Origin of the sequence: Amycolatopsis azurea DSM 43854 (assembly GCF_001995215.1) — a bacterium.
GTDB classification, from domain to species: domain Bacteria; phylum Actinomycetota; class Actinomycetes; order Mycobacteriales; family Pseudonocardiaceae; genus Amycolatopsis; species Amycolatopsis azurea.
Window position 1 is genome coordinate 365890 of the sequence record NZ_MUXN01000027.1, and the last position, 19677, is coordinate 385566.

Annotated in this window: 21 protein-coding genes; 4 read left to right on the top strand and 17 right to left on the bottom strand. The window is 68.6% G+C overall.

Going from position 1 to position 19677, the window contains the following annotated elements; all coding sequences use genetic code 11:
* Positions 1 to 41: 41 nt before the first annotated feature.
* From B0293_RS36575 to ruvC, 7 genes are all read right to left on the bottom strand, one after another.
* Positions 42 to 560: an adenine phosphoribosyltransferase gene (locus B0293_RS36575; RefSeq protein WP_005159057.1), complete on the bottom strand. Its 519-nt coding sequence runs from the start codon at positions 558 to 560 to the stop codon at positions 42 to 44.
* 85 nt (positions 561 to 645) lie between these two features.
* Positions 646 to 1851, bottom strand: coding sequence for a protein translocase subunit SecF (secF, locus tag B0293_RS36580; protein WP_052014485.1), 1206 nt, complete (start codon positions 1849 to 1851; stop codon positions 646 to 648).
* Entirely contained in the window at positions 1848 to 3554 is a 1707-nt protein-coding gene (gene secD, locus B0293_RS36585) for a protein translocase subunit SecD (RefSeq protein ID WP_005159062.1), read from the bottom strand. The genes secF and secD overlap by 4 nt, the downstream gene beginning before the upstream one ends.
* A gap of 232 nt (positions 3555 to 3786) precedes the next feature.
* Complete coding sequence (gene yajC, locus B0293_RS36590; protein WP_005159063.1) at positions 3787 to 4185, bottom strand: preprotein translocase subunit YajC; 399 nt, start codon at positions 4183 to 4185, stop codon at positions 3787 to 3789.
* Between the two features lie 145 nt (positions 4186 to 4330).
* The gene (gene ruvB / locus B0293_RS36595; RefSeq protein WP_005159071.1) at positions 4331 to 5407 is read right to left on the bottom strand and encodes a Holliday junction branch migration DNA helicase RuvB; all 1077 of its coding nucleotides are present in this window, start codon (positions 5405 to 5407) and stop codon (positions 4331 to 4333) included.
* A gap of 8 nt (positions 5408 to 5415) precedes the next feature.
* On the bottom strand, positions 5416 to 6015 hold the full coding sequence (gene ruvA, locus B0293_RS36600) for a Holliday junction branch migration protein RuvA (protein ID WP_005159080.1): 600 nt from the start codon (positions 6013 to 6015) through the stop codon (positions 5416 to 5418).
* Positions 6012 to 6596: a crossover junction endodeoxyribonuclease RuvC gene (ruvC, locus tag B0293_RS36605; RefSeq protein ID WP_005159084.1), complete on the bottom strand. Its 585-nt coding sequence runs from the start codon at positions 6594 to 6596 to the stop codon at positions 6012 to 6014. The genes ruvA and ruvC overlap by 4 nt, the downstream gene beginning before the upstream one ends.
* Positions 6597 to 6671: 75 nt before the next feature.
* Between ruvC and B0293_RS36610 the strand changes: the two genes are divergently transcribed.
* Positions 6672 to 7118, top strand: a complete 447-nt coding sequence (locus tag B0293_RS36610; RefSeq protein ID WP_005159085.1) for a cupin domain-containing protein — start codon at positions 6672 to 6674, stop codon at positions 7116 to 7118.
* A 375-nt stretch (positions 7119 to 7493) separates the two neighbouring features.
* On the opposite strand, the gene B0293_RS36620 is transcribed toward B0293_RS36610, so the two are convergent.
* The 5 genes from B0293_RS36620 to B0293_RS36640 form a co-directional block, all read right to left on the bottom strand.
* Positions 7494 to 8024 (bottom strand): DUF4262 domain-containing protein, encoded by a 531-nt coding sequence (locus B0293_RS36620; protein ID WP_039918509.1) that lies wholly within the window; start codon positions 8022 to 8024, stop codon positions 7494 to 7496.
* A 67-nt stretch (positions 8025 to 8091) separates the two neighbouring features.
* Positions 8092 to 8841, bottom strand: a complete 750-nt coding sequence (locus tag B0293_RS36625; RefSeq protein ID WP_005159087.1) for a YebC/PmpR family DNA-binding transcriptional regulator — start codon at positions 8839 to 8841, stop codon at positions 8092 to 8094.
* Positions 8842 to 8892: 51 nt separating this feature from the next.
* Positions 8893 to 9522: a pyridoxal 5'-phosphate synthase glutaminase subunit PdxT gene (gene pdxT, locus B0293_RS36630; RefSeq protein WP_005159088.1), complete on the bottom strand. Its 630-nt coding sequence runs from the start codon at positions 9520 to 9522 to the stop codon at positions 8893 to 8895.
* Between the two features lie 54 nt (positions 9523 to 9576).
* Positions 9577 to 9897, bottom strand: coding sequence for an AzlD domain-containing protein (locus B0293_RS36635; protein WP_005159089.1), 321 nt, complete (start codon positions 9895 to 9897; stop codon positions 9577 to 9579).
* A complete protein-coding gene (locus B0293_RS36640) occupies positions 9897 to 10610 on the bottom strand; it encodes an AzlC family ABC transporter permease (protein WP_005159091.1) in 714 nt (237 codons plus the stop codon). Before B0293_RS36640 ends, B0293_RS36635 begins: the two co-directional genes overlap by 1 nt.
* A gap of 68 nt (positions 10611 to 10678) precedes the next feature.
* On the opposite strand from B0293_RS36640, the gene B0293_RS36645 reads away from it, so the two are divergent.
* Entirely contained in the window at positions 10679 to 11245 is a 567-nt protein-coding gene (locus tag B0293_RS36645) for a helix-turn-helix domain-containing protein (RefSeq protein ID WP_039918549.1), read from the top strand.
* On the opposite strand, the gene B0293_RS36650 is transcribed toward B0293_RS36645, so the two are convergent.
* Positions 11246 to 12637: an APC family permease gene (locus B0293_RS36650; protein ID WP_005159094.1), complete on the bottom strand. Its 1392-nt coding sequence runs from the start codon at positions 12635 to 12637 to the stop codon at positions 11246 to 11248.
* 142 nt (positions 12638 to 12779) lie between these two features.
* On the opposite strand from B0293_RS36650, the gene B0293_RS36655 reads away from it, so the two are divergent.
* Together B0293_RS36655 and B0293_RS36660 are read left to right on the top strand one after the other, a co-directional pair.
* On the top strand, positions 12780 to 13391 hold the full coding sequence (locus B0293_RS36655; protein ID WP_005159096.1) for a TetR/AcrR family transcriptional regulator: 612 nt from the start codon (positions 12780 to 12782) through the stop codon (positions 13389 to 13391).
* Positions 13388 to 14452, top strand: coding sequence for a DmpA family aminopeptidase (locus B0293_RS36660; protein WP_005159097.1), 1065 nt, complete (start codon positions 13388 to 13390; stop codon positions 14450 to 14452). Before B0293_RS36655 ends, B0293_RS36660 begins: the two co-directional genes overlap by 4 nt.
* Before the next feature lie 33 nt (positions 14453 to 14485).
* On the opposite strand, the gene B0293_RS36665 is transcribed toward B0293_RS36660, so the two are convergent.
* From B0293_RS36665 to B0293_RS36675, 4 genes are all read right to left on the bottom strand, one after another.
* The gene (locus tag B0293_RS36665) at positions 14486 to 16600 is read right to left on the bottom strand and encodes an acyltransferase family protein (RefSeq protein WP_005159099.1); all 2115 of its coding nucleotides are present in this window, start codon (positions 16598 to 16600) and stop codon (positions 14486 to 14488) included.
* Positions 16601 to 16676: 76 nt separating this feature from the next.
* Entirely contained in the window at positions 16677 to 16919 is a 243-nt protein-coding gene (locus tag B0293_RS43335; protein WP_143254721.1) for a hypothetical protein, read from the bottom strand.
* Between the two features lie 73 nt (positions 16920 to 16992).
* Positions 16993 to 17907, bottom strand: a complete 915-nt coding sequence (pdxS, locus tag B0293_RS36670; protein ID WP_005159101.1) for a pyridoxal 5'-phosphate synthase lyase subunit PdxS — start codon at positions 17905 to 17907, stop codon at positions 16993 to 16995.
* Positions 17908 to 18107: 200 nt separating this feature from the next.
* Positions 18108 to 19532 (bottom strand): FAD-binding oxidoreductase, encoded by a 1425-nt coding sequence (locus tag B0293_RS36675; RefSeq protein ID WP_005159103.1) that lies wholly within the window; start codon positions 19530 to 19532, stop codon positions 18108 to 18110.
* Positions 19533 to 19677: the final 145 nt, after the last annotated feature.

The following is a 19677-nucleotide window of genomic DNA, read 5'->3' on the forward strand; positions in this document are numbered from 1 at the left end:
AGGGTAACCGCTCCCCCTCGCGGCTCACTTGGTACGCCCGTTCAACACACCCGGAGGGCCTCCACACGACGCCCTTCAAGCACGGAACGACCACCGAGCGCGCCGAGTTCCATGACCACTGAAACACCGGTGACCTGCACCTTCGCGTCCTCCAGCAGCTTGCAGGTGGCCGCGACCGTGCCGCCGGTGGCGAGAACGTCGTCGAGGACCGCGACACGCTGGCCCGGTCGGACCACGCCTTCGGGCAGTTCGACGGTCGCGGTGCCGTATTCCAGCGTGTACCCGACCCTGCCCGCGACCCGGGGCAGCTTTCCGGGCTTACGGATCAGCGCCACACCGAGACCACGGGCGTAGCCGACGGCGGCGGCCAGCAGGAACCCGCGCGCTTCCACACCGGCCAGCAGGTCGGCGTCGGGATCGACGGTGGCGGCCAGACCGTCGGTGACGGCCTTGAAGCCCGCCGCGTCGGCGAACAACGGGCTCAGATCCCGGAACAGCACGCCGGGTTCCGGAAAGTCCGGCACGTCGGCGATGAGGTCGAGTGCCTTGTCCAGCTCCATGTACTTCCTGCTCTCCTGAACACCAGGAAAGGTCCTTTCCTCACGGAGTTCGCGAGGAAAGGACCTTTCCTGGTTTCGAAACCGGTTACTTCTTGCGCTTGCCCGACGGACGGCCCTTGTGGGCCTTCTGGGTCCGCGCCGGGACGCTCGCCGCGGCGGCGTACGCCTTCTCCTTGCGGAGTTCGGCGGCCAGGGCGTCCTCGTCGTTCGGATCGAAGTCGTCGTCCTCGCGCTCGGCGGCCTTACGGGCCTGGTTCGCGCGCCGCGCGTGGACCCGGTCGGCCTGCTGGCGGAACTTCGGGTCGCGCATCTTGAGGTCCACCAGCAGCGGGGTGGCCAGCGCGACCGAGGACAGCACGCCGACCACGGTGCCGGTGAGCTGCACCAGCGCGAGGTCCTGCAGCGTGCCGGAGCCGAGCAGGATGTACCCGACGACGAGCAGCCCGAGGATCGGCAGCATCGCGATCAGCGCGGTGTTGAACGACCGCATCAGCGTCTGGTTCAGCGCCAGGTTGGCCGCCTCACCGAACGTGCGGCGGGTGAGCCCGAGCAGGCCCCGCGTGTTCTCGCGGACCTTGTCGAACACCACCACCGTGTCGTACAGCGAGAACCCGAGGATCGTCAGCAGACCGACCACCGTCGCCGGCGTGACCTCGAAGCCGACCAGCGAGTACACACCCGCCGTCACCACGATGTCGTGCAACAGCGAGATCAGCGCCGCCGCGGCCATCCTGGTGTCGAAGTACAACGCCAGGAACAGGGTGACCGCGAGCAGGAACACGCCGAGCGCGATCAACGCCTGACGCGAGATCTCCCCGCCCCAGGACGCGCTCACCGCGCTGTCACTGATCGCCTGGACACTCGGCTGCCCGGTGGACCCGATCGGGCCCAGTTTCTCGAACAGCGCCTCTTTCAGCTTGTTGACCTCGGACGTCTCCAGCGTCTCCGAACGAAGCTGGATCGTCGAGGAACCGCCGGTTCCGACCTTCTGCGCCTCGTCGGCGGGACGGCCCAGCGCCTCGGCGTAGACGTCCTTGGCCTGTTGCTCGGTGATCTGCCCGTTCTTGCCGTTGGCCGGCATCTGGAGCTGGGTGCCGCCTTCGAAGTCGATCCCGAAGTTGAACCCCTTGATCCCCATCGACGCGACGCAGACCAGGACCAGCGCGCCGAAGAAGAGGTACCAGCGCTTGCGCTTGCCGACCACGTCGAACGCGCCCGTGCCCACATAGAGGCGACGGAAGATGCTCTCCCGCTTTCCCGCCGTTGTGGTGTTCTCGTCGACCACGGTCACGCCTCCTTGACGTTCGGGCGGCCGGCGGCCGGACGGGCCGCCTTGCGCTCCGAGCCCACCTGCTGCACGGCACCGAGGCCGAGGTTCTTCGGGTTGGACAGGACCTTCGACTTCGACCGCGAGATCAAGGCGACCAGCGGGTGCGTCACGAGGTAGACCACGACGAGGTCGAGCACCGTCGACATGCCGAGGGTGAACGCGAAGCCCTTGACCTCACCGACCGCCAGCCAGTACAGGATGGCCGCGGCGAGGAAGCTGACCGCGTCCGACGCCAGAATCGTGCGCTGGGCACGGGACCAGCCGCGCGGCACCGCGGAACGGAATGTCCTGCCTTCGCGGATTTCGTCCTTTAGTCGTTCGAAGTAGATGACGAACGAGTCGGCGGTGATACCGATCGCGATGATCAAGCCCGCCACGCCGGCGAGGTCGAGGGTGTACCCGATCCACCGCCCCAGCAGCACCAACACCGCGTAGACGAGCGAGAACGACAAGGCGAGCGACAGGATAGTCAGCACACCGAGAAGCCGGTAATAGAACAAGCAGTAGATGAAGACGATCAGCAGGCCGATACCGCCCGCGATCAGGCCCGCCTGAAGTGAGGCGAGACCCAGCGTCGCGGACACCGTCGTCGCGTCCGAGGACTCGAACGACAGCGGCAGCGAGCCGTACTTCAGCACGTCCGCCAGGTCCTTCGCTTCGGACTGGCTGAACCGGCCGGTGATCTGGGTCTGGCCGCCCAGGATCGCGGACTGGATGGTCGGCGCGGAGACGACCTGCGTGTCGAGGACGAACGCCGCCTGCTTCTGGACGTTCTTCGAGGTGAAGTCGCCCCAGATCCGGGAGCCCTCACCCTTGAAGTTCAGGTTGACGACCCACTGGGAGTTCTGGGTGTCGTAGCCCGAAGAGGCGTCGGAGATCTCCGTTCCGGGAAGGAACTCCGGCTCCAGCAGGTACTTCGCGGTGTTCTTGTCACCGCAGGCGACCAGCGGCTTGTCGGTGAGGTCGTTGCCGACCAGCGGGTCCGTCACCTTGGGGTCGCAGTTGAGGGCCGCGAAGGCCTTCTCGGCGGCCGCGGCCTGCTTCGCCTGGTCCGTCGAAAGCAGATCGGGGTTCTGCCGGAGACTCCGGGCTTCCTCGATCTCCTTCTTGGTCTGCTCGTCGGAGTCGCCGCCGGGCTGCTGCTGCGGCGCACCGGCGGCGCTGCCGCCACCGTTGGCCGGGCTGCTCGGCGGGGCGCTCGCACCCGGAGCACCCGAGGACGACGGCGGCGCCGACGAAGGCGCGCCCGAGGTCGGCGGGGTCGACGGCTGCGGAACCGGGGTCACCGGCTGCGACGTCACGACCTTCCGGAAGCCCAGCTTCGCGGTCTTGCCCAGGGTCTTGGCCTGGTCGCCCTGTTCGCCGGGGACGGTGATGACGACGTTGCTGCCGTCGAGGACGACCTCGGTGCCGCCGACGCCGATACCGTTGACCCGGCGCTCGATGATCGAGCGGGCCTGTTCGAGGGACTCTCGCGGAGGGTCGCCGCCGTCGGGATTACGGGCGGACAGGGTGACCCTCGTGCCGCCTTGCAGATCGATGCCGAGTTTCGGCGTCGGCTTGCCGCTACCGGTGAAGAACACCAGGGCGTACAGCGCCACCACGATCAGGGCGAAGAAGGCGAGATAGCGTCCCGGGCGGAGATGCCCGGCCGGTGCGGCCACTGTGCTTCGGTCTCCTCGGACGGACTGGGTTTTCCCCAATGGACTTGGCTGTTCACTCGCCGGACGGGAGTCCGGTGGTACCGCGAACCTGCCTCGATGACGATGCCCGGTGAACGGGCACGACTATGACGACGGACACGCACGCAGCACCGAGACACTACTCGGTGCTGCGTGAGCCCGGCGTTGGCCCCGCACCTACGAAAGTCGGGTGTCGGGGATGGCCTTACAACCGCTACTTCTTGCCGTGCTCCAGCGGAGGAGCGATCTGCGCGCCCGTCTTCTCTTCGACGCGCTCGTCGTCCTTCGACTCGACGACCGGCGCCTCGACGACGGCCTCGTCGTCGAGGATGTCCTCGTCGGTCTCGACGACCGGCTCGACCTTCTCGCGGACGGCCTGGCGCAGCCAGGTGGTCACGACGCCGGGAGCGATCTCGAGGTCGATCGTGGTGTCGGCGGAGGCGTCGGCGACAGACGCGTAGAGACCGGAGGTGGTCATCACCCGGTCACCGGGAGCGAGGCTCGAGAGCAGCTCCTGCTGCGCTGCCGCCGCCTTCTTCTGCTTACGGGTGCCCATGACGAGCGGAATCGCCACAACGAGCATCAGGAGCAGCGGCAGCAATAACTGGTTCATGATTCTCCATTTCGAGCGGACGCCGCGCGGTGCGCTGTTTTGTCCGGTTTGGCGGGGTGTGCTCTACCCGAGTGTGCCAGGTGCCAGCGGAAACTCCACCACCACCCGTCGCCACCACGGGCCCCGGACCTCGTGAACGGTCCGGTCAGTCCTGGTCGAACAGGTTCGGGCCGCCCTGCTCGCTCCGGGTGGCACCGGCCGGAGCCGGCAGGCCGAGATGTTCCCACGCGGCCGCCGTGGCGACCCGGCCGCGAGGAGTGCGCGCGAGCATACCGGCGCGGACCAGGTAAGGCTCGCACACCTCTTCCACCGTAGTCGGTTCCTCCCCCACCGCGACGGCCAGCGTCGACACGCCGACGGGGCCGCCGCCGAACGACCGGACCAGTGCCGTCAGCACCGCGCGGTCGAGCCTGTCGAGGCCGAGTTCGTCGACGTCGTAGACCTCCAGCGCGGCGCGCGCGATCTTGCGCGTGACCTTGCCGTCGGCCCGGACCTCGGCGTAGTCGCGTACCCGGCGCAGGAGCCGGTTCGCGATCCGGGGTGTGCCGCGGGACCGGCGGGCGATCTCCGCACAGCCGTCCCGGTCGATGTCGACGTCGAGGATCGTGGCGGCGCGACGGGCGACGAGCTCCAGTTCGCTGTCGGTGTAGAACTCCATCTGCCCGGTGAAACCGAACCGGTCACGCAGCGGACCGGTCAGCGAGCCGGACCGCGTCGTGGCTCCGACCAGCGTGAACGGCGCGATCTCCAGCGGGATGCTGGTGGCGCCGGGGCCCTTTCCGACGACGACATCGACGCGGAAGTCCTCCATCGCGAGGTACAGCATCTCCTCGGCGGGACGGGCGATGCGGTGGATCTCGTCGATGAACAGGACGTCGCCCGGCGCGAGGTTGGACAGCATCGCGGCCAGGTCGCCCGCGCGTTCGAGCGCCGGTCCGGAGGTGATCCGGATGGCGGCGTTGAGTTCGGCGGCGACGATCATCGCCATACTCGTCTTGCCCAGTCCCGGCGGGCCGGAGAGCAGGACGTGATCCGGCGGGACACCCCGGCGTCGCGCGCTCTCCAGGACGAGTTCGAGCTGTTCACGCACCCGCGGCTGACCGACGAACTCGTCCAGCTTGCGCGGGCGCAGCGTGGTCTCGACCTCGCGTTCGCCTGTCTGCGGCAGCGCCGAAAGCGTCTCGTCGTCCGCCTCGAATTCCGTCACGGCCTCATAGTCCATGTGACGGGTTACCGCTTACGCCCGAGGGTGGCCAACGCGGCGCGCAGCACGGACGACGTCGTGTGGCCTTCGCCCTCGCTGAGCACCTTGTCGACGGACTGCTCGGCCTGTTTGGCCGGGAAGCCGAGACCCGCGAGCGCCTCGACGACCTCGTTCCGCAGCGCGCCGGGCGCGACGACGGCCGGGGAGCCGTCGGTCGGGCCCGCGAGCGCGGTGACCTTGTCGCGCAGTTCGAGGGTGAGCCGCTCGGCGCCCTTGCGGCCGATGCCGGGCACCTGGGTGAGCACGGTGATGTTGCCTTCGACCAGCGCGGATCGCAGCTTGTCGGGGTCGAGGACGGCCAGCGTCGCCAGCGCGAGCCGAGGGCCGATCCCGGAGACCGTCTGCAGCAGGCCGAACAGTTCGCGGGCGTCGGCGTCGGCGAAACCGAACAGCGTCAGGGAATCCTCGCGGACCACGAGCGCGGTGTGCAGCATCGCCTGTTCACCGCGGCGAAGCGTCGCGAGGGTGGCTGGGGTGGCCTGCACGGCGAAGCCCACTCCCCCGACCTCGATCACGACGTGGTCGAGACCGATGGAGAGGATTTCTCCGCGTACCGAGGAGATCATCGAGCCGCTCCCTGCGTTTTGGCTGCTTTGGCCGCGGCGGCGAGCCGGGCCTTGTGGTTCTTGGCGATCTCGGCCGCCCTGGCTTCGGCTTCGGCGAGCCGGACGCGCATCGGTTCGCGCCACAGATGGCAGATGGCGAGCGCGAGCGCGTCTGCGGCGTCCGCCGGATGCGGTTTGACCTCGAGACCGAGAAGTCGCATGACCATACCGGTGACCTGGGCCTTGTCCGCACGGCCGGAGCCGGTGACGGCGGCCTTGACCTCACTCGGCGTATGGAACACGACCGGCAGCCCGCGTTTGGCGGCCGCGAGCGCGACGACGCCGCCCGCCTGCGCCGTGCCCATCGCGGTGCGCACGTTGTGCTGCGCGAAGACCCGCTCCACGGCGACGGCCTCGGGCTTGTAGCGATCCATCCACCGCTCGGCGGCGTCGGAGATCCCCAGCAGGCGCACGGAAAGATCGGCGTCCGGCGGGGTCCGCACGACGTCGACGGCCACGGCGCGGACGGTGCGGCCCGTGCCGCCGTCGACCACTCCGAGCCCGCACCTGGTCAGACCGGGGTCGACCCCGAGTACCCGCACGCTTTCCTCCGCTCCCGGCGAACATCAGTTCGAGATCCGAGGCTACCCGGAGGTGCCGCCGGGCAAGATGAGGACATGCCGAGCCCCGACGACTTCACCCTTCATCTGGGTCTTCAGCCGCTGCCCGTGGAGGGCGGCCGCTGGGCACAGAGCTGGCGTGACGACACTGCTTCTTCGATCTACTACTTGCTCGTCCCGCCGGAGACCTCGGCGCCGCATCGGCTGGACCGGCTGGAGATCTACGCCCACCACGCCGGAGCGCCGGTGCGGATGCTGCTGCTGTACCCGGACGGCCGGATCTCACGGCCGGTGCTGGGTCCGGACGTCGCGGCGGGCCAGCGTCCGCAGGTGGCGGTGCCGGCCGGGGTCTGGCAGGCGTCGGTGAGTACCGGTGAGTGGAGCCTGCTCGGGACCGTGGTGGTGCCGCCCTACACGGACGACTGCGTGGAGTTCCGCTCCGCGGCGGCTTTGGCGGCGGAATGGCCGGACGCGACTGAGGATCTGGCGCCCTGGCTGGCGTGAGTGGTGCCGGGTGCGTCTCCTTGCGCCGAAGTCCGTGAAGGCCTCCTTCACTACCTTCAGGGTAGGCAAGGAGGCCTTCACGGACCGGGCCAGCAGTCAGCCGACGCCAGCTGCGCCCTTGCAGTACATGAAGGACCCCTTCCTTGCGCCTAGCGCCGTGAAGGGGTCCTTCATGTACTTGGACAGGTGCGAAAGCCGAGTTCCTCCGGCTGAGCCGAGGGAAGGGGTCCTTCACGCGCAACCGTTGTGACTGATGGTGCTGCCGAGGCTGATGGTGACGTTCCCGAGTCCGTGAAGGCCTCCTTGAGGGACTCTGGGTCCCTCAAGGAGGCCTTCACGGACTTACGACTCGTACGACGAGACCCCGGCCAAGACTCAGGGGCCGTCGACGCCCGGCGTCCAGCTCTCCGGGTCACCGGATTCGGTCAGCACCGGCTGGTACAGCGCGAAGCCTTCCGGCGCGTCCGGATGCCACGGGAAGTGCCCGTCCGGTGTGGCGACGATCAGCTGCAACGCCGGGAAGTCCCCGTCCGGGTAGATCAGGAACGCGCTCCCGAAGTACTCGGGATAGTGCCCCTTCGCGACCCGCTCGAAGACCACCGGCGCGCCCTCGAAGAAATCGTCGTAGCGCTTGCCGACCTCGAAGATCTCGCCGGCGGCCGCGCGGTCGACGTAGGCGTCGAGCAGGACCGGCCCCATCTGCCCGGGCAGTCCGATGACGACCGCTTCCGCCACGTTGTGCAGCGCCCAGGCGCACGCGGTGAAACAGAAGGGCGCGTCGTTCTCGTCGCCCTCGACCGCGATGACCGCGTTCCCTCTCGCCTGAGCCTGCGACTCGATCCACTGGACGAGTTCGGTTTCTTCGGCGGTGAGGGCATCGGCTTCGGAGGTCGTCACGCGCGACATTCTGCCCCACGCGAGCGCCCGCACCTAGTCCCGGGACCGATTTTCCGCGGCATGGCGGGAAAAACGATCAGCCGACCTCGGCCATGACCTCGTCGGAGACATCGAAGTTCGCGTAGACGTTCTGAACGTCGTCGCAATCCTCGAGGGCGTCGATGAGCTTGAAGACCTTCTTCGCGCCTTCGACGTCCAGCGGGACACTGACCGTCGGCAGGAAGGTGAGATCCGCGGACTCGTACTCGAAACCGGCTTCCTGCAAGGCTTTCCGGACCGGGACGAGGTCGGTGGCCTCGGAGACGATCTCGAAGTTCTCGTCGAGGTCGTTGACCTCTTCGGCGCCCGCGTCGAGGACGGCCATGAGGACGTCGTCCTCGGCGGCGTCGCCCTTGGGCATGATCACGACGCCCTTGCGGTTGAACATGTAGGCGACCGAACCCGGGTCGGCGAGCGAGCCGTTGTTCCGGGTGAGCGCGGTCCGGACCTCCATGGCGGCGCGGTTCTTGTTGTCGGTGAGGCATTCGATCAGCACGGCCACACCGTTCGGGCCGTAGCCTTCGTAGGTGATGGTCTGCCAGTCGGCGCCGCCCGCTTCTTCACCGGCGCCGCGCTTGCGGGCGCGCTCGATGTTGTCCTGCGGGACCGAGTTCTTCTTGGCCTTCTGGATGGCGTCGTAGAGCGTCGGGTTGCCGTCCGGGTCGCCACCGCCGGTGCGTCCCGCCACCTCGATGTTCTTGATCAACCGGGCGAAGAGCTTTCCGCGCTTCGCGTCCAGGTTGGCCTTCTTGTGCTTCGTGGTGGCCCACTTGGAGTGGCCGCTCATCTCTCCTCCATCTACTCCTGTGCCCGCCGCTGAGCACAGTGTCGGTTTTGCTTAAGCCTGTCGCACGAGGTCGACGAACAGCCTGTGCACGCGCTCGTCCCCGGTGAGTTCGGGGTGGAACGACGTGGCGAGTACCGCCCCCTGCCGGACCGCGACGATCCTAGCGGCCGCGTCGTCCGAGCCCGGCATTTCGGGGACACTGGCGAGTACCTCCACCCCGTCGCCCGCCTTTTCGACCCACGGGGCGCGGATGAACACGGCGTGCACAGGGCCGCCTTCGATGCCGGTGAAGTCGAGGTCCGCCTCGAACGAGTCCACCTGCCGCCCGAACGCGTTGCGCCGGACGACGACGTCGAGCCCGCCGAGTTGCTGCTGGTCAGGGCGTCCGTCGAGGGCCTGGCGAGCGAGCAGGATCATCCCGGCGCACGAGCCGAACGCGGGCAGGCCGCCCGCGATGCGTTCTCTCAAAGGTTCGAGCAGTTCGAACGTCTCGAGCAGCCTCGACATGGTGGTCGACTCGCCGCCCGGCAGCACCAGACCGTCCACTTCGGACAGTTCGCTCGCACGGCGGACCGGCAGCGCACGGGCACCGGCGCGCTCCACCATCGCGGCGTGCTCCCGCACGTCGCCTTGCAGTGCGAGCACGCCGACCACCGGCCGTGCCCCCGTCGCGATCGCCACCCGACCTCCCGAAAGACCTTCCCCTCAGCTTAGGCGCCCCGGGGAACGGCCAGGTCAGGGGACCCCGGCCAGCCGCAGCAGGGCGGCGGTCGCGGCGGCCGCCACGACGACGAGCGCGAACGGCGCCTTGCGCCAGGCGAGCACGCCGCCGACCAGGACGCCCGCGGGCCGGGCGTATCCGGCGAACTCGTGTCCTTCGGTGAGCGCGGCGACCGCGACCAGCGCGGCCAGCAGGACGACGGCCGAGCGCGCCATCAGCTTCTCGGCCTTGGGCGACACGGTGAACCGCGCCTTGAGCACCGGACCGGCGAACCGGAAGGCGAAGGTCCCGGCGGCGAGCACGCCACCGGCGATGATCAGGTCCAGCGGGTCCATCAGTGCACTCCCTCGGGTTCACGTTCGGCGGGTTCCTTCGCGGCCACCCCGGCCAGCACGCCGACCAGCGCGAGCAGCACCGGCAGCCCGGCGGGCAGGAACGGCGTCGTGGCCAGCGCGACGGCCACCCCGAGGAACACCGGCAGCCGGGCGGCGCGGTCGCGCAGCGATGGCAGGACCAGCGCGAGCAGGACCGCGGGGAACGCCGCGTCGAGGCCGAAGGCGTCGGTGTCACTGATCGCGGTCCCGGCGTACGCCCCGGCGAGGACGCCGACGTTCCAACACACGAACAGCCCGATCCCGCACACCCAGTACGCCGCTTTGCGCCGCTCCTCGTCGCGCTGGGCCAGCGCGAACGCGACCGATTCGTCGATCATCAGGTGGCTGCCGACGACCCTGGAAGACCACCGCTTCCCCAGGACGTCGCCGATCGCGAAGCCGAACGGCAGATGCCGCGCGTTGGCCAGCAGGCCCGCCGCGACGGCCGCGACCGGGCTGCCGCCCGCGGCGATGATGCCGACGAACATGAACTGCGAGGCGCCGGCGAAGACCAGCACCGAAAGCAGCATCGGCGCCCAGATCGGGAAGCCGGAGCCCACCGCGATCGCACCGTAGGAGATGCCGACAATGGTGTCGGCGAGGCAGACCAGCCCGATGTCACGGAGAAGATCGCGCCCCAGGACACGAGTGGTTGTTCGCCATATCGAACGCATGGTGTCATACAATGAACGAACGCAGCCGTGTTCGTCAAGGCGAACGCAACGACCGATGGAGCGAACGCATGTCCCCGACCGCGTCCGGCAGCGCGCCACTGGACGTCATCGCCACGTCCCTGCGCCGGGAACGCGCCCGCACCGGGCTGTCCCTCACCGAGGTCGCGAAACGCGCCGGCATCGCGAAATCCACGCTCTCCCAACTGGAGTCCGGAGCCGGGAACCCGAGTGTCGAGACGATCTGGGCGCTGTGCGTCGCGCTCGACGTCCCGTTCTCCCGGGTGGTCGAGCCCGAGCGCCCCCGCGTGCAGGTGATCCGCTCGGGCAACGGACCGACGGTGTTCGCCGAACACGCCGACTACGCGTGCACGCTGCTCAGCTCGTGCCCGCCCGGGGCCCGGCGCGACGTCTACCTGATCCGCGCCGAGCCCGGGAAGCCGCGGCTTTCGGATCCGCACATGAGCGGCATCGTCGAGCACATGATCCTCAGCGCCGGGCGCGCCAAGGTCGGGCCGCGGGACGAACCGGTCGAACTGCTGCCCGGCGACTACATCTGCTACCCCGGCGACGTGCCGCACATCTTCGAAGCCCTCGAACCGGGCACATACGGCGTGGAGATCGCGGAGTACACCTGATCAGGCGTGCTCGTCCGACTTCTCGTCGGTGACCTTCTCTTCGGTGACGTCTGCGAGCTTCCAGCCGCCCTTCCGCCGCAGCACCACGAGGTAGTACCCGATCGACAGCAGGACGACGCAGGCCGTGACGATCAGGCTCGGCCGTCCGACCGCCGGGTCGAGCAGGTTCTGGTAGACCACGAACACCAGCACGGCCAGAGCCAGCACTGGAGCGACCGGGAACCACGGCATCCGGTACGCGGCGTGCGCGGTGGCGCCGGTGCGGCGCCCGATGATCGCGCCGAGGCACAGCGCCGCGTAGACCGCCACGATCGACGTGCTCGTCACCACCAGCAGCAGTTTCGGATCGACGAAGCAGAGCAGCGCGGCCACCAGGCCGGTGCCGACGGTGGCCACCCACGGCGTCCCGAACTTCGGGTGCACCGCGGACAACGCGCGGTTCACCGGTGACGGCCACGCGCTGTCCCGGCCGCTGCTGAACAGCATCCGCGAGCTGATCAGCACGATCGCCAGCACCGCGTTGATGATCGCGAGGGCGACGGCAAGGCCGAGCACGGTGTCGAGGGTTCCGCCGCCGCGCGAGCCGACGAAGTAGGACAGCATGTTCTCCGAGGCGAACAGCGCGTTCAGATCCGGCGCGCCGACGAGGACCGCGGTCACCGGGATCAGTTCGGCGAGCACCGTGATGCCGAGCGCGAACAGGATCGCGCGGGCGATCCCGCGGGAGGCGTCCTGCGTCTCCTCGCCGAAGTACACCGCCGAGCCGTAGCCGTTGTAGGCGAAGATCGCGACCGAGGTGGCGATAGCGATGGCGCCGACCGTGGCCGGGCCACCGTCCGAGGCGACCGGATGCGTCAGCAGGTCGCTGAACGGGCGGGCCGGGTTCAGCAACCCGAGCGCGCTGACCACGATCAGCGCGAGGATCTCGATCGCCAGGAAGATCCCGGTGACCCAGGCGTTGAGCTTGATGTCGAAGACCCCGACCACGGCCGCGATCACGCAGGTCACGGCGGCGATCACCGCGCCGGGCACCCCGGGGAGGAGCACGCCGAGATAGGTGCCGACGCCGAGCGCGATCACCGCCACGATGAGCACCTGCGTGATGATCATCAGGCCGAGTACGGCGAATCCGGGCAAGCGGCCGAGTGTGCGGGTGACGATCGCGTACTCGCCGCCCGCCAGCGGGAACGCCGACGCGAGTTCGGCGTAGACGAAGGCCATGAACACCCCGACGACCGCGGCGGCCACGAAGCTGTAGAAGGCGCCTGTCCCGGCTCCGGAGATCACCCCCGGCGCGATGATGAAGACCGACGAGGCTGGACTGATCGCGGAGAGCGTGATGAGCAGCGTGCCGAGGGTGCGCAGACCGCGGCGCAGGGCGGGAGTGGACACGGCCGACCTCCTACAAGGTGGGTTCCTTGAAACTCCTTCGAAGAACTGTTGAGCACGCATCAAAGGCCCTCGACGTTGTGACGTCAAGACCTGATGGAGATCAGCTCTTGCGTTTTTCGAACAAGATTCGAAGAATGTGGGCATGGCGAGACCGAGCAGGGCACCGGAGCGACGAGCCGAACTGATCGAGGTGGCCAGACAGGCCGTCTTCGAACGCGGCGTGCTGAACCTGCGGTTGCGGGACATCGCCGAGGGCGCGGGCCTGTCGTCGGGTTCGGTCCTGTACTACTTCCCCACCCTCAGCGACCTGCTCCAGGAAGTGCAGCGCGAGGCGGTGGCGCGGTTCTGCTCGGCGAGGGAACTGGCCGCCGCCACGAAGTCGAGCCCCGCCGAACGACTGCTGGCGATGATCCGCAGCGGCCTGCCCAGCGGGCCGGAGGACGAACTCTGCGTGCTGCTCTACGAACTCGGCACGATCGCCCGCCGGGATCCCGCGTACGCCGCCCGGCACATCACGCTCTACGAACAGCAGGTCCGGATCTACACCGGCATCCTCGAAGCGGGAGCGGCCACCGGCGAGTTCACCCTCACCGCGGACGCCGTTTCGATCGCCCGGAACCTCGTCGCACTGGAAGACGGCTACGGCCTGCACCTCACCCAGGCCGTGCCGACGCTGGAACCCGCGACCGCCGAAGCCATGTTGCTCTCCTACGCCCGCACAGCCACCTCGAATCCCTTGGAGGACCGTTCATGACCCGCGCCCGCGACCTGGGTATCCCGCTGCCCGGCCGGACCGGCGAGCACAACGCGCTCACCGATGTCCCCGGCGTCGAGATCGGTTTCACGACGCTCGTCGAGGGCGATTCGGTGCGCACCGGCGTCACCGCCGTCCTCCCGCGCGGACGCGAGGACTTCGCCGTGCCGTGCGCCGCCGGGACGCACGCCCTCAACGGCAACGGCGAGATGACCGGCACCGCGTGGCTGGCCGAGACCGGGTCGCTGACCTTGCCGGTGCTGATCACCTCCACGCACGCCGTCGGCGCGTGCCATCGCGGCGTGATCGACTGGGTGGTGCGCGAACGGCCCGACGTCGCGGCCGAATGGCTGTTGCCGGTGGTCGCCGAAACCTGGGACGGCTACCTGAACGACAGCACCGCGCCGACCATCCACAGTGGACACGCGATCGCCGCGATCGATGCCGCGCAAAGCGGTCCGGTCGGCGAAGGGTCCATCGGCGGCGGTACCGGGATGACCTGTTACGGCTTCAACGGCGGCACCGGCACGTCGTCCCGTCAGGTGTCCTATGGGGACGACGAGTACACCGTGGGCGTGCTGGTACAGGCCAACTTCGGCTCGCGCCGCGAGCTCACCGTGGCGGGCGAACACGTCGGCCTGGAACTCGGCGCCGACAACCCGATGGAGGAGGCGTGGTCGGCGCCGTCGGGTGCGGGTTCGGTCATCGTCATCGTGGGTACCGACGCTCCCCTGCTGCCCGGCCAGTGCACGTCGCTCGCGCGCCGGGTCCCGCTCGGTCTCGCCCGCACCGGCACCACGGGTTCGCACTTCTCCGGCGACCTCTTCCTCGCGTTCAGCACGGCGAATCCGGGCGCGCTCACCAGCCGGTTCCCGCGGACGGAGGAGGCCGAGTACGAGAACCTCCGGTTCGTCCCGTGGGGCAGGCTCGACCCGTTCTTCGAAGCCGTCGTGCAGGCGACCGAGGAAGCGGTGCTCAACGCGCTGTTCGCGAACGAGGAGATGACCGGCCACCGAGGTCACCGGGTCCCCGCGCTGCCGGAGGACCACTGGCGCGGCTGATCACCGGTCCGTGAGGCGTCGGCAGCCGGGCCGTCATGCCAGGCCGAGTCCTGCGGTCAACGGCCCGTAGAGAGTACGCACGTACGAGTCTGTGAGGTGATTGTCCCGGTACACCACGACGTTACCGACGACGGCCGGGCACACGTCGTCGGCGCAGAGCCATGGGGTCAAGTCCACGACCGTCGAGCGCGGGACACGTTCGGCGGCCTCCACCAAAGGATCCTTGTCCTGGCCGAGCGCGGCGCCGATGGCGGTGTCGCATTCCTGGTGTCGACCGGGGTTGTTTTCCAGGCAACGCGGGGTGTTCTTGGCGGGCCGGGGCACGTCCCGGATCACTCCGATTCGGATACCGGCGTCCGACATGCGCCGCAACAAGGCCTCGTAACCGTCCACGGTCTGCGCACGCGATTCCCAACGCCAGCCCAGATCCTTGTCGTAGGACTCCGGTGTCATCGCCGAGGTCACCACGAGTTCCGGCTTCATGGCGAGGATCCCGGCGAGTTCGCGTTCGTTCTGTTCGGAGCAGACGGTGAGACCGGCCGGCGCGACGGCGTTGAAGGGGCAGCCGTTGCGCAGCATCATCTTCAACCGCCACTCAGGATGATCACGTACGAACCGCGCGAACACCGTACTGAACATCGCCGCGTGCGAATCGCCGACCAATACCAGTGTCTTCGGCGCGGTCGCCGTGCCGTACGTGCACTTGTCACCGCTGGGTGGCCAGTTCTCGATGTCATATGAGGCGCAGCTGTCGCGCAGATCCTGCAGCGGCCAGTCCCGTCCCGCCACAGCAGGATCAGGAGTCAGCGGGACACCTTCCGGCGCGGGTCTCGGGTTCTCCCTGTCCAGCGCGAGGGCGCCAGGATGGTTTTCGTCGAGGCTGGTGGACGACGCGAGGCGATCGAGCTCCGCCGAGGCGTACTGCCAGGGCACCGTCGCGGAGACCGTCGTCACCACGACCAGCGCCGCTCCGAGCAGGTAGGCACTGCGGCGCCGGGGCAGACGGAGCCGCAACGGCGGAGACACCGTCCTCCCACCGCGGAAGACGTCTTCGACCAGGTGTTTGGACACCATGGCAAGCGCCAGGCCGAGCACGAAGGCGCCCACCGCCTGCCGCCGGTTCAGCTCCGTACTGCCCGCGAGCTGCAGGATCACCACGATGATCGGCCAGTGCCAGAGGTAGAGACTGTAGGAGATGTCGCCGAGGTAGCGCAGCGGCTGGAGACCGAGCACGACCGCGGATTCCGCGCGTGCCACTCGCTGGTCCGCGGCGACGACCCCGGCCAGCAACAAGGCGACGGTGCCCAGCGTCGGCAAGAGAGCGATGTGACCGGGGAATGCCATCGCGGTGGTCAGCAGGAACGAACTGACCACGACCGCGGCCATCCCGCCCCAGCCGAAAACCAGCCGGATCCCGCGCTTGAGACGGAGCCGATGCACAGCCATCGCGGCGAGACCGCCCAAGCCGAGTTCCCACATGCGGGTGGGCGTCACGAAGTAGGCACGGCCATGGTCGAGTTCGCTGTAGACCACAGAGAACACGAACGACGCGGCGGTGACCAGAGCGACCGCCGTGACGGCGTGACGGGCGGCCTTCGGACCGGCGCGGTGGGCCAGGCGAGCGCAGAGCAGCAGGACCAGGGGGATGACCAGATAGAACTGCTCTTCGACGCTGAGCGACCAGAAGTGCTGGACCGGCGACGCGGCCGCCGTGGCATGGGCGTAGTCGGCGGACTGGGCGGCCAGCGCCCAGTTTTGGACGTTCAGCGAGGAGGTGAGGACGTCGCTCATGATGGCGGGCCAGCGTGAGATCGGCAGGATCAGCCAGGTCACGAGCACGGTGCACAGCAGGACGACCGACGCGGCGGGCAAAAGGCGCCGGATGCGGCGAGCATAGAACTCGCTCAGGCGGATGGTCCCGGTGCGGCGTAGTTCGCCGGCGAGAGTACCGATGATGAGGTAGCCGGAGATGACGAAGAAGACGTCGACGCCGATGAAGCCGCCAGGCAGCCAGTCCGGCCGAAGGTGGTAGACGATCACCAATCCGACCGCCAGCGCACGCAACCCTTGGATATCCCGACGCTGACCGGACGGCTTGGCCGACACCGCTTCCGACGGTCTTGCCTCGTCAACTTGCGCGAGCGCCATCGCGACGACCTTATCCCCTCGCTTCGGCCGCGCCGGGACAATGACGGCCGCCCGCCGGTGAGCCTATAGCGTCGATTCAAACACCTGTATTCACCCTCCCGAGTGCAAAGCCGATGTCGCCCAAGCGGATCTCAGCGATAAGCCAGGTGGCCGATCCGGTACGTGTTGGGGATTTGCCCACCAGAGTGCGCGAATCGTCCGCGGTCGACTGTTCTTCCTGACAAGGAATCCAGTGTCGAATGGAAAGAAATGTGCGGGCCAGGCCGGGTTTGCTCGCGATGATCGAATGCGACTCGACGAGGACGACGAACGAAACCAAGCCGGTCCATATCGTCAGCTCGGGAGGCCCCGTGGACCGATGTCCACGGGGCCTCCCGGATGACCGCGGTGCTTTACCAGCCGCGCTCGGAAAGGCGGTGCGGCTCGGGCACGTCGTCGACGTTGATGCCGACCATCGCTTCACCGAGGCCACGCGAAACCTTCGCGATGACGTCCGGGTCGTCGTGGAACGTCGTGGCCTTGACGATCGCCTCGGCGCGCTGCGCCGGGTTGCCGGACTTGAAGATGCCGGAGCCGACGAACACGCCTTCGGCGCCGAGCTGCATCATCATCGCGGCGTCGGCCGGGGTCGCGATACCGCCCGCGGTGAACAGCACGACCGGGAGCTTGCCCTTCGCCGCGACCTCCTTGACGAGCTCGTACGGAGCCTGAAGTTCCTTCGCCGCAACGTAAAGCTCGTCCTCGGGAAGCGAAGAGAGGCGACGCAGCTCCGCGCGGATCTTGCGCATGTGGGTGGTCGCGTTCGAGACGTCGCCGGTGCCGGCCTCGCCCTTCGAACGGATCATCGCCGCGCCCTCGTTGATCCGGCGCAGCGCCTCGCCCAGGTTGGTCGCACCACAGACGAAGGGCACGGTGAACGCCCACTTGTCGATGTGGTTCTCGTAGTCGGCCGGGGTCAGCACCTCGGACTCGTCGATGTAGTCGACACCGAGCGACTGGAGCAGCTGCGCCTCGACGAAGTGGCCGATGCGGGCCTTCGCCATGACGGGGATCGAGACGGCCTCGATGATGCCGTCGATCAGATCCGGGTCGCTCATCCGGGCGACACCGCCCTGCGCGCGGATGTCCGCGGGAACCCGCTCGAGCGCCATCACCGCGACGGCGCCGGCGTCTTCGGCGATCTTCGCCTGCTCGGCGGTGACCACGTCCATGATCACACCGCCCTTGAGCATCTCCGCCATCCCGCGCTTGACCCGGGCGGTGCCGGTGAGCGAGGTGGTGGCCGTGTTCGTGGAGTCGTCAGACACTGCTGGACCTTTCGGAAAGCGCGCGAGGTGGGATGACGCCTCCGAGGGTAGGCCGCTTTTGGACCTCTGAAGCAGGCCAGTTCGCGGCGATTTCAGCAGTCCACTGGGTGATCTGACCCGCACCTACCCGCGTTTCGTCCTCTGATCGCGATACTTCGACGCCGAACTACCGCATCCGGAGGACGAAACGCGTCAGGAAGTCAGCGGGCCAGGCCCTGTTCGAAGGCGAACAGGCCGTCCGGGTCGTACTTGCGTGCCACCCGCCGCAGCCTCGGCAGGCTGTCGCCGTAGTAGGCCTTCGCCCAGTCCGGCATCTCCGGGTCGATGTAGTTGACGTACCCGGCCTGCCCGTATTCCCGGCCGAGCTCGTCCCGCACCCGGCCGATCACCTGCCGCGCCTTCGCCTCGCCACCTTCCAGGCCGCGGGTGATCTGGATGCTGCCCAGCGCGGACCGGTGCGGGAAGCACGACTCGCTCGACGGCACCCGCGCGATCGCGCCGCCGTAGATGTCCACGATCGAGTACAGCTGCGGATCGCTCGTCAGCAACGCCGCCAGCGCGTCGGGGTCGGGCACCTTGTGGGTCAGCATTCTCGACGTGGCCACGTACTCCCCGCGCTGCGCGACCGCGGAGGGGAACTGGACCTCTTCGGCGAAGGCCCGCATGGTCGCGAGGTGGCCTTGTTCCTTCACTTCACGCGTGAGCGGCTCGGTGCCGACACGGCGGACGAGGTCGTCGAGCAGCGGATTCAGCTGCGCCGCACGGCCGACGAAACAGCCGCCGGAGTTCACCGCGCCCGGTCCGAGGCCCATCCCGGACCACAGTTCGTCCGGCATCGCGGGCTGCCATTCCTGCCATGCCGCGACGAGGTCGGCGAGCACGGCGGGCGGGAAGGTCAGCCCGAAGGTCGTCAGCGTGCGCGCGGCCGCCGTCTTGAAGGTGAACGACGTGACGATGCCGAAGTTGCCGCCGCCACCGCCGCGCAGCGCCCACAGCAGGTCCGGCGCGGTCTCCGCCGACACCAGGCGCAGCTTCCCGTCCGCGCCGACGAAACGCACTGATTCCAGATTGTCGCAGGTCAAGCCATACTTCCGACCCAAGACGCCGATACCGCCGCCGAGGGTCAGGCCCGCGATGCCGACCTGCGGGCAACTGCCGGCCGGGAGTGCCCGCCCCGCCGCCGCCAGAGCCTCGTACACCTGGCCGAGTTGCGCGCCCGCGCCGATCGACGCCCGGCCGCCCGGCAGGATCTCGATCGCGTTCAGCCGGGACAGATCGACGATGAGCCCTCTGTCCACAATGGAATAACCGACATAACTGTGCCCGCCCGAGCGGGCCGCGATCGGAACGTGGTGCCGCGCCGCGAAATCCACGCAGCGCCGGACGTCGTCCTCGTTCGCACATACCGCGACACCGGCCGGCAGCCGATGGTCGTACATCGAGAAGAACCCGAGCCGCGCTTGGTCGTAGCCGGGTTCACCGGGCCGGAACAGCGTGCCCGCCAACCTGGCGCGCAGCCGTTCCCATTCGTCCCCGCCGCCGCGCCCGGGGATCACCTCGGTCGCCGATGCCAGCACCGGGACCGCTCCCGCCAGTCGCAAGATCGTTCGTCTGTCGAGCTCCATCGCTCATCCCCCACCCTCGGATTCGGTTCGGATTCGCCTCCGGGTGTCCGCCATCGAGCATAACGGCGCGTCGACATTCGGGGGTTCCCTCGCCGGTCGTCTTGCCGCGACGGGCGTCGCGGGTGTGTGATCGAGGACACACCTG

Coding starts and splice junctions, on each gene's coding strand:
- yajC (WP_005159063.1), bottom strand. CDS start 4,185: ATGAACCAGTTATTGCTGCCGCTGCTCCTGATGCTCGTTGTGGCGATT.
- B0293_RS36645 (WP_039918549.1), top strand. CDS start 10,679: ATGTCCCCGACCGCGTCCGGCAGCGCGCCACTGGACGTCATCGCCACG.
- B0293_RS36640 (WP_005159091.1), bottom strand. CDS start 10,610: ATGCGTTCGATATGGCGAACAACCACTCGTGTCCTGGGGCGCGATCTT.
- B0293_RS36655 (WP_005159096.1), top strand. CDS start 12,780: ATGGCGAGACCGAGCAGGGCACCGGAGCGACGAGCCGAACTGATCGAG.
- ruvA (WP_005159080.1), bottom strand. CDS start 6,015: ATGATCTCCTCGGTACGCGGAGAAATCCTCTCCATCGGTCTCGACCAC.
- B0293_RS36625 (WP_005159087.1), bottom strand. CDS start 8,841: ATGAGCGGCCACTCCAAGTGGGCCACCACGAAGCACAAGAAGGCCAAC.
- B0293_RS36610 (WP_005159085.1), top strand. CDS start 6,672: ATGCCGAGCCCCGACGACTTCACCCTTCATCTGGGTCTTCAGCCGCTG.
- B0293_RS36575 (WP_005159057.1), bottom strand. CDS start 560: ATGGAGCTGGACAAGGCACTCGACCTCATCGCCGACGTGCCGGACTTT.
- ruvB (WP_005159071.1), bottom strand. CDS start 5,407: ATGGACTATGAGGCCGTGACGGAATTCGAGGCGGACGACGAGACGCTT.
- B0293_RS36665 (WP_005159099.1), bottom strand. CDS start 16,600: ATGGCGCTCGCGCAAGTTGACGAGGCAAGACCGTCGGAAGCGGTGTCG.
- B0293_RS36660 (WP_005159097.1), top strand. CDS start 13,388: ATGACCCGCGCCCGCGACCTGGGTATCCCGCTGCCCGGCCGGACCGGC.
- B0293_RS36675 (WP_005159103.1), bottom strand. CDS start 19,532: ATGGAGCTCGACAGACGAACGATCTTGCGACTGGCGGGAGCGGTCCCG.
- B0293_RS36635 (WP_005159089.1), bottom strand. CDS start 9,897: ATGGACCCGCTGGACCTGATCATCGCCGGTGGCGTGCTCGCCGCCGGG.
- B0293_RS36620 (WP_039918509.1), bottom strand. CDS start 8,024: ATGTCGCGCGTGACGACCTCCGAAGCCGATGCCCTCACCGCCGAAGAA.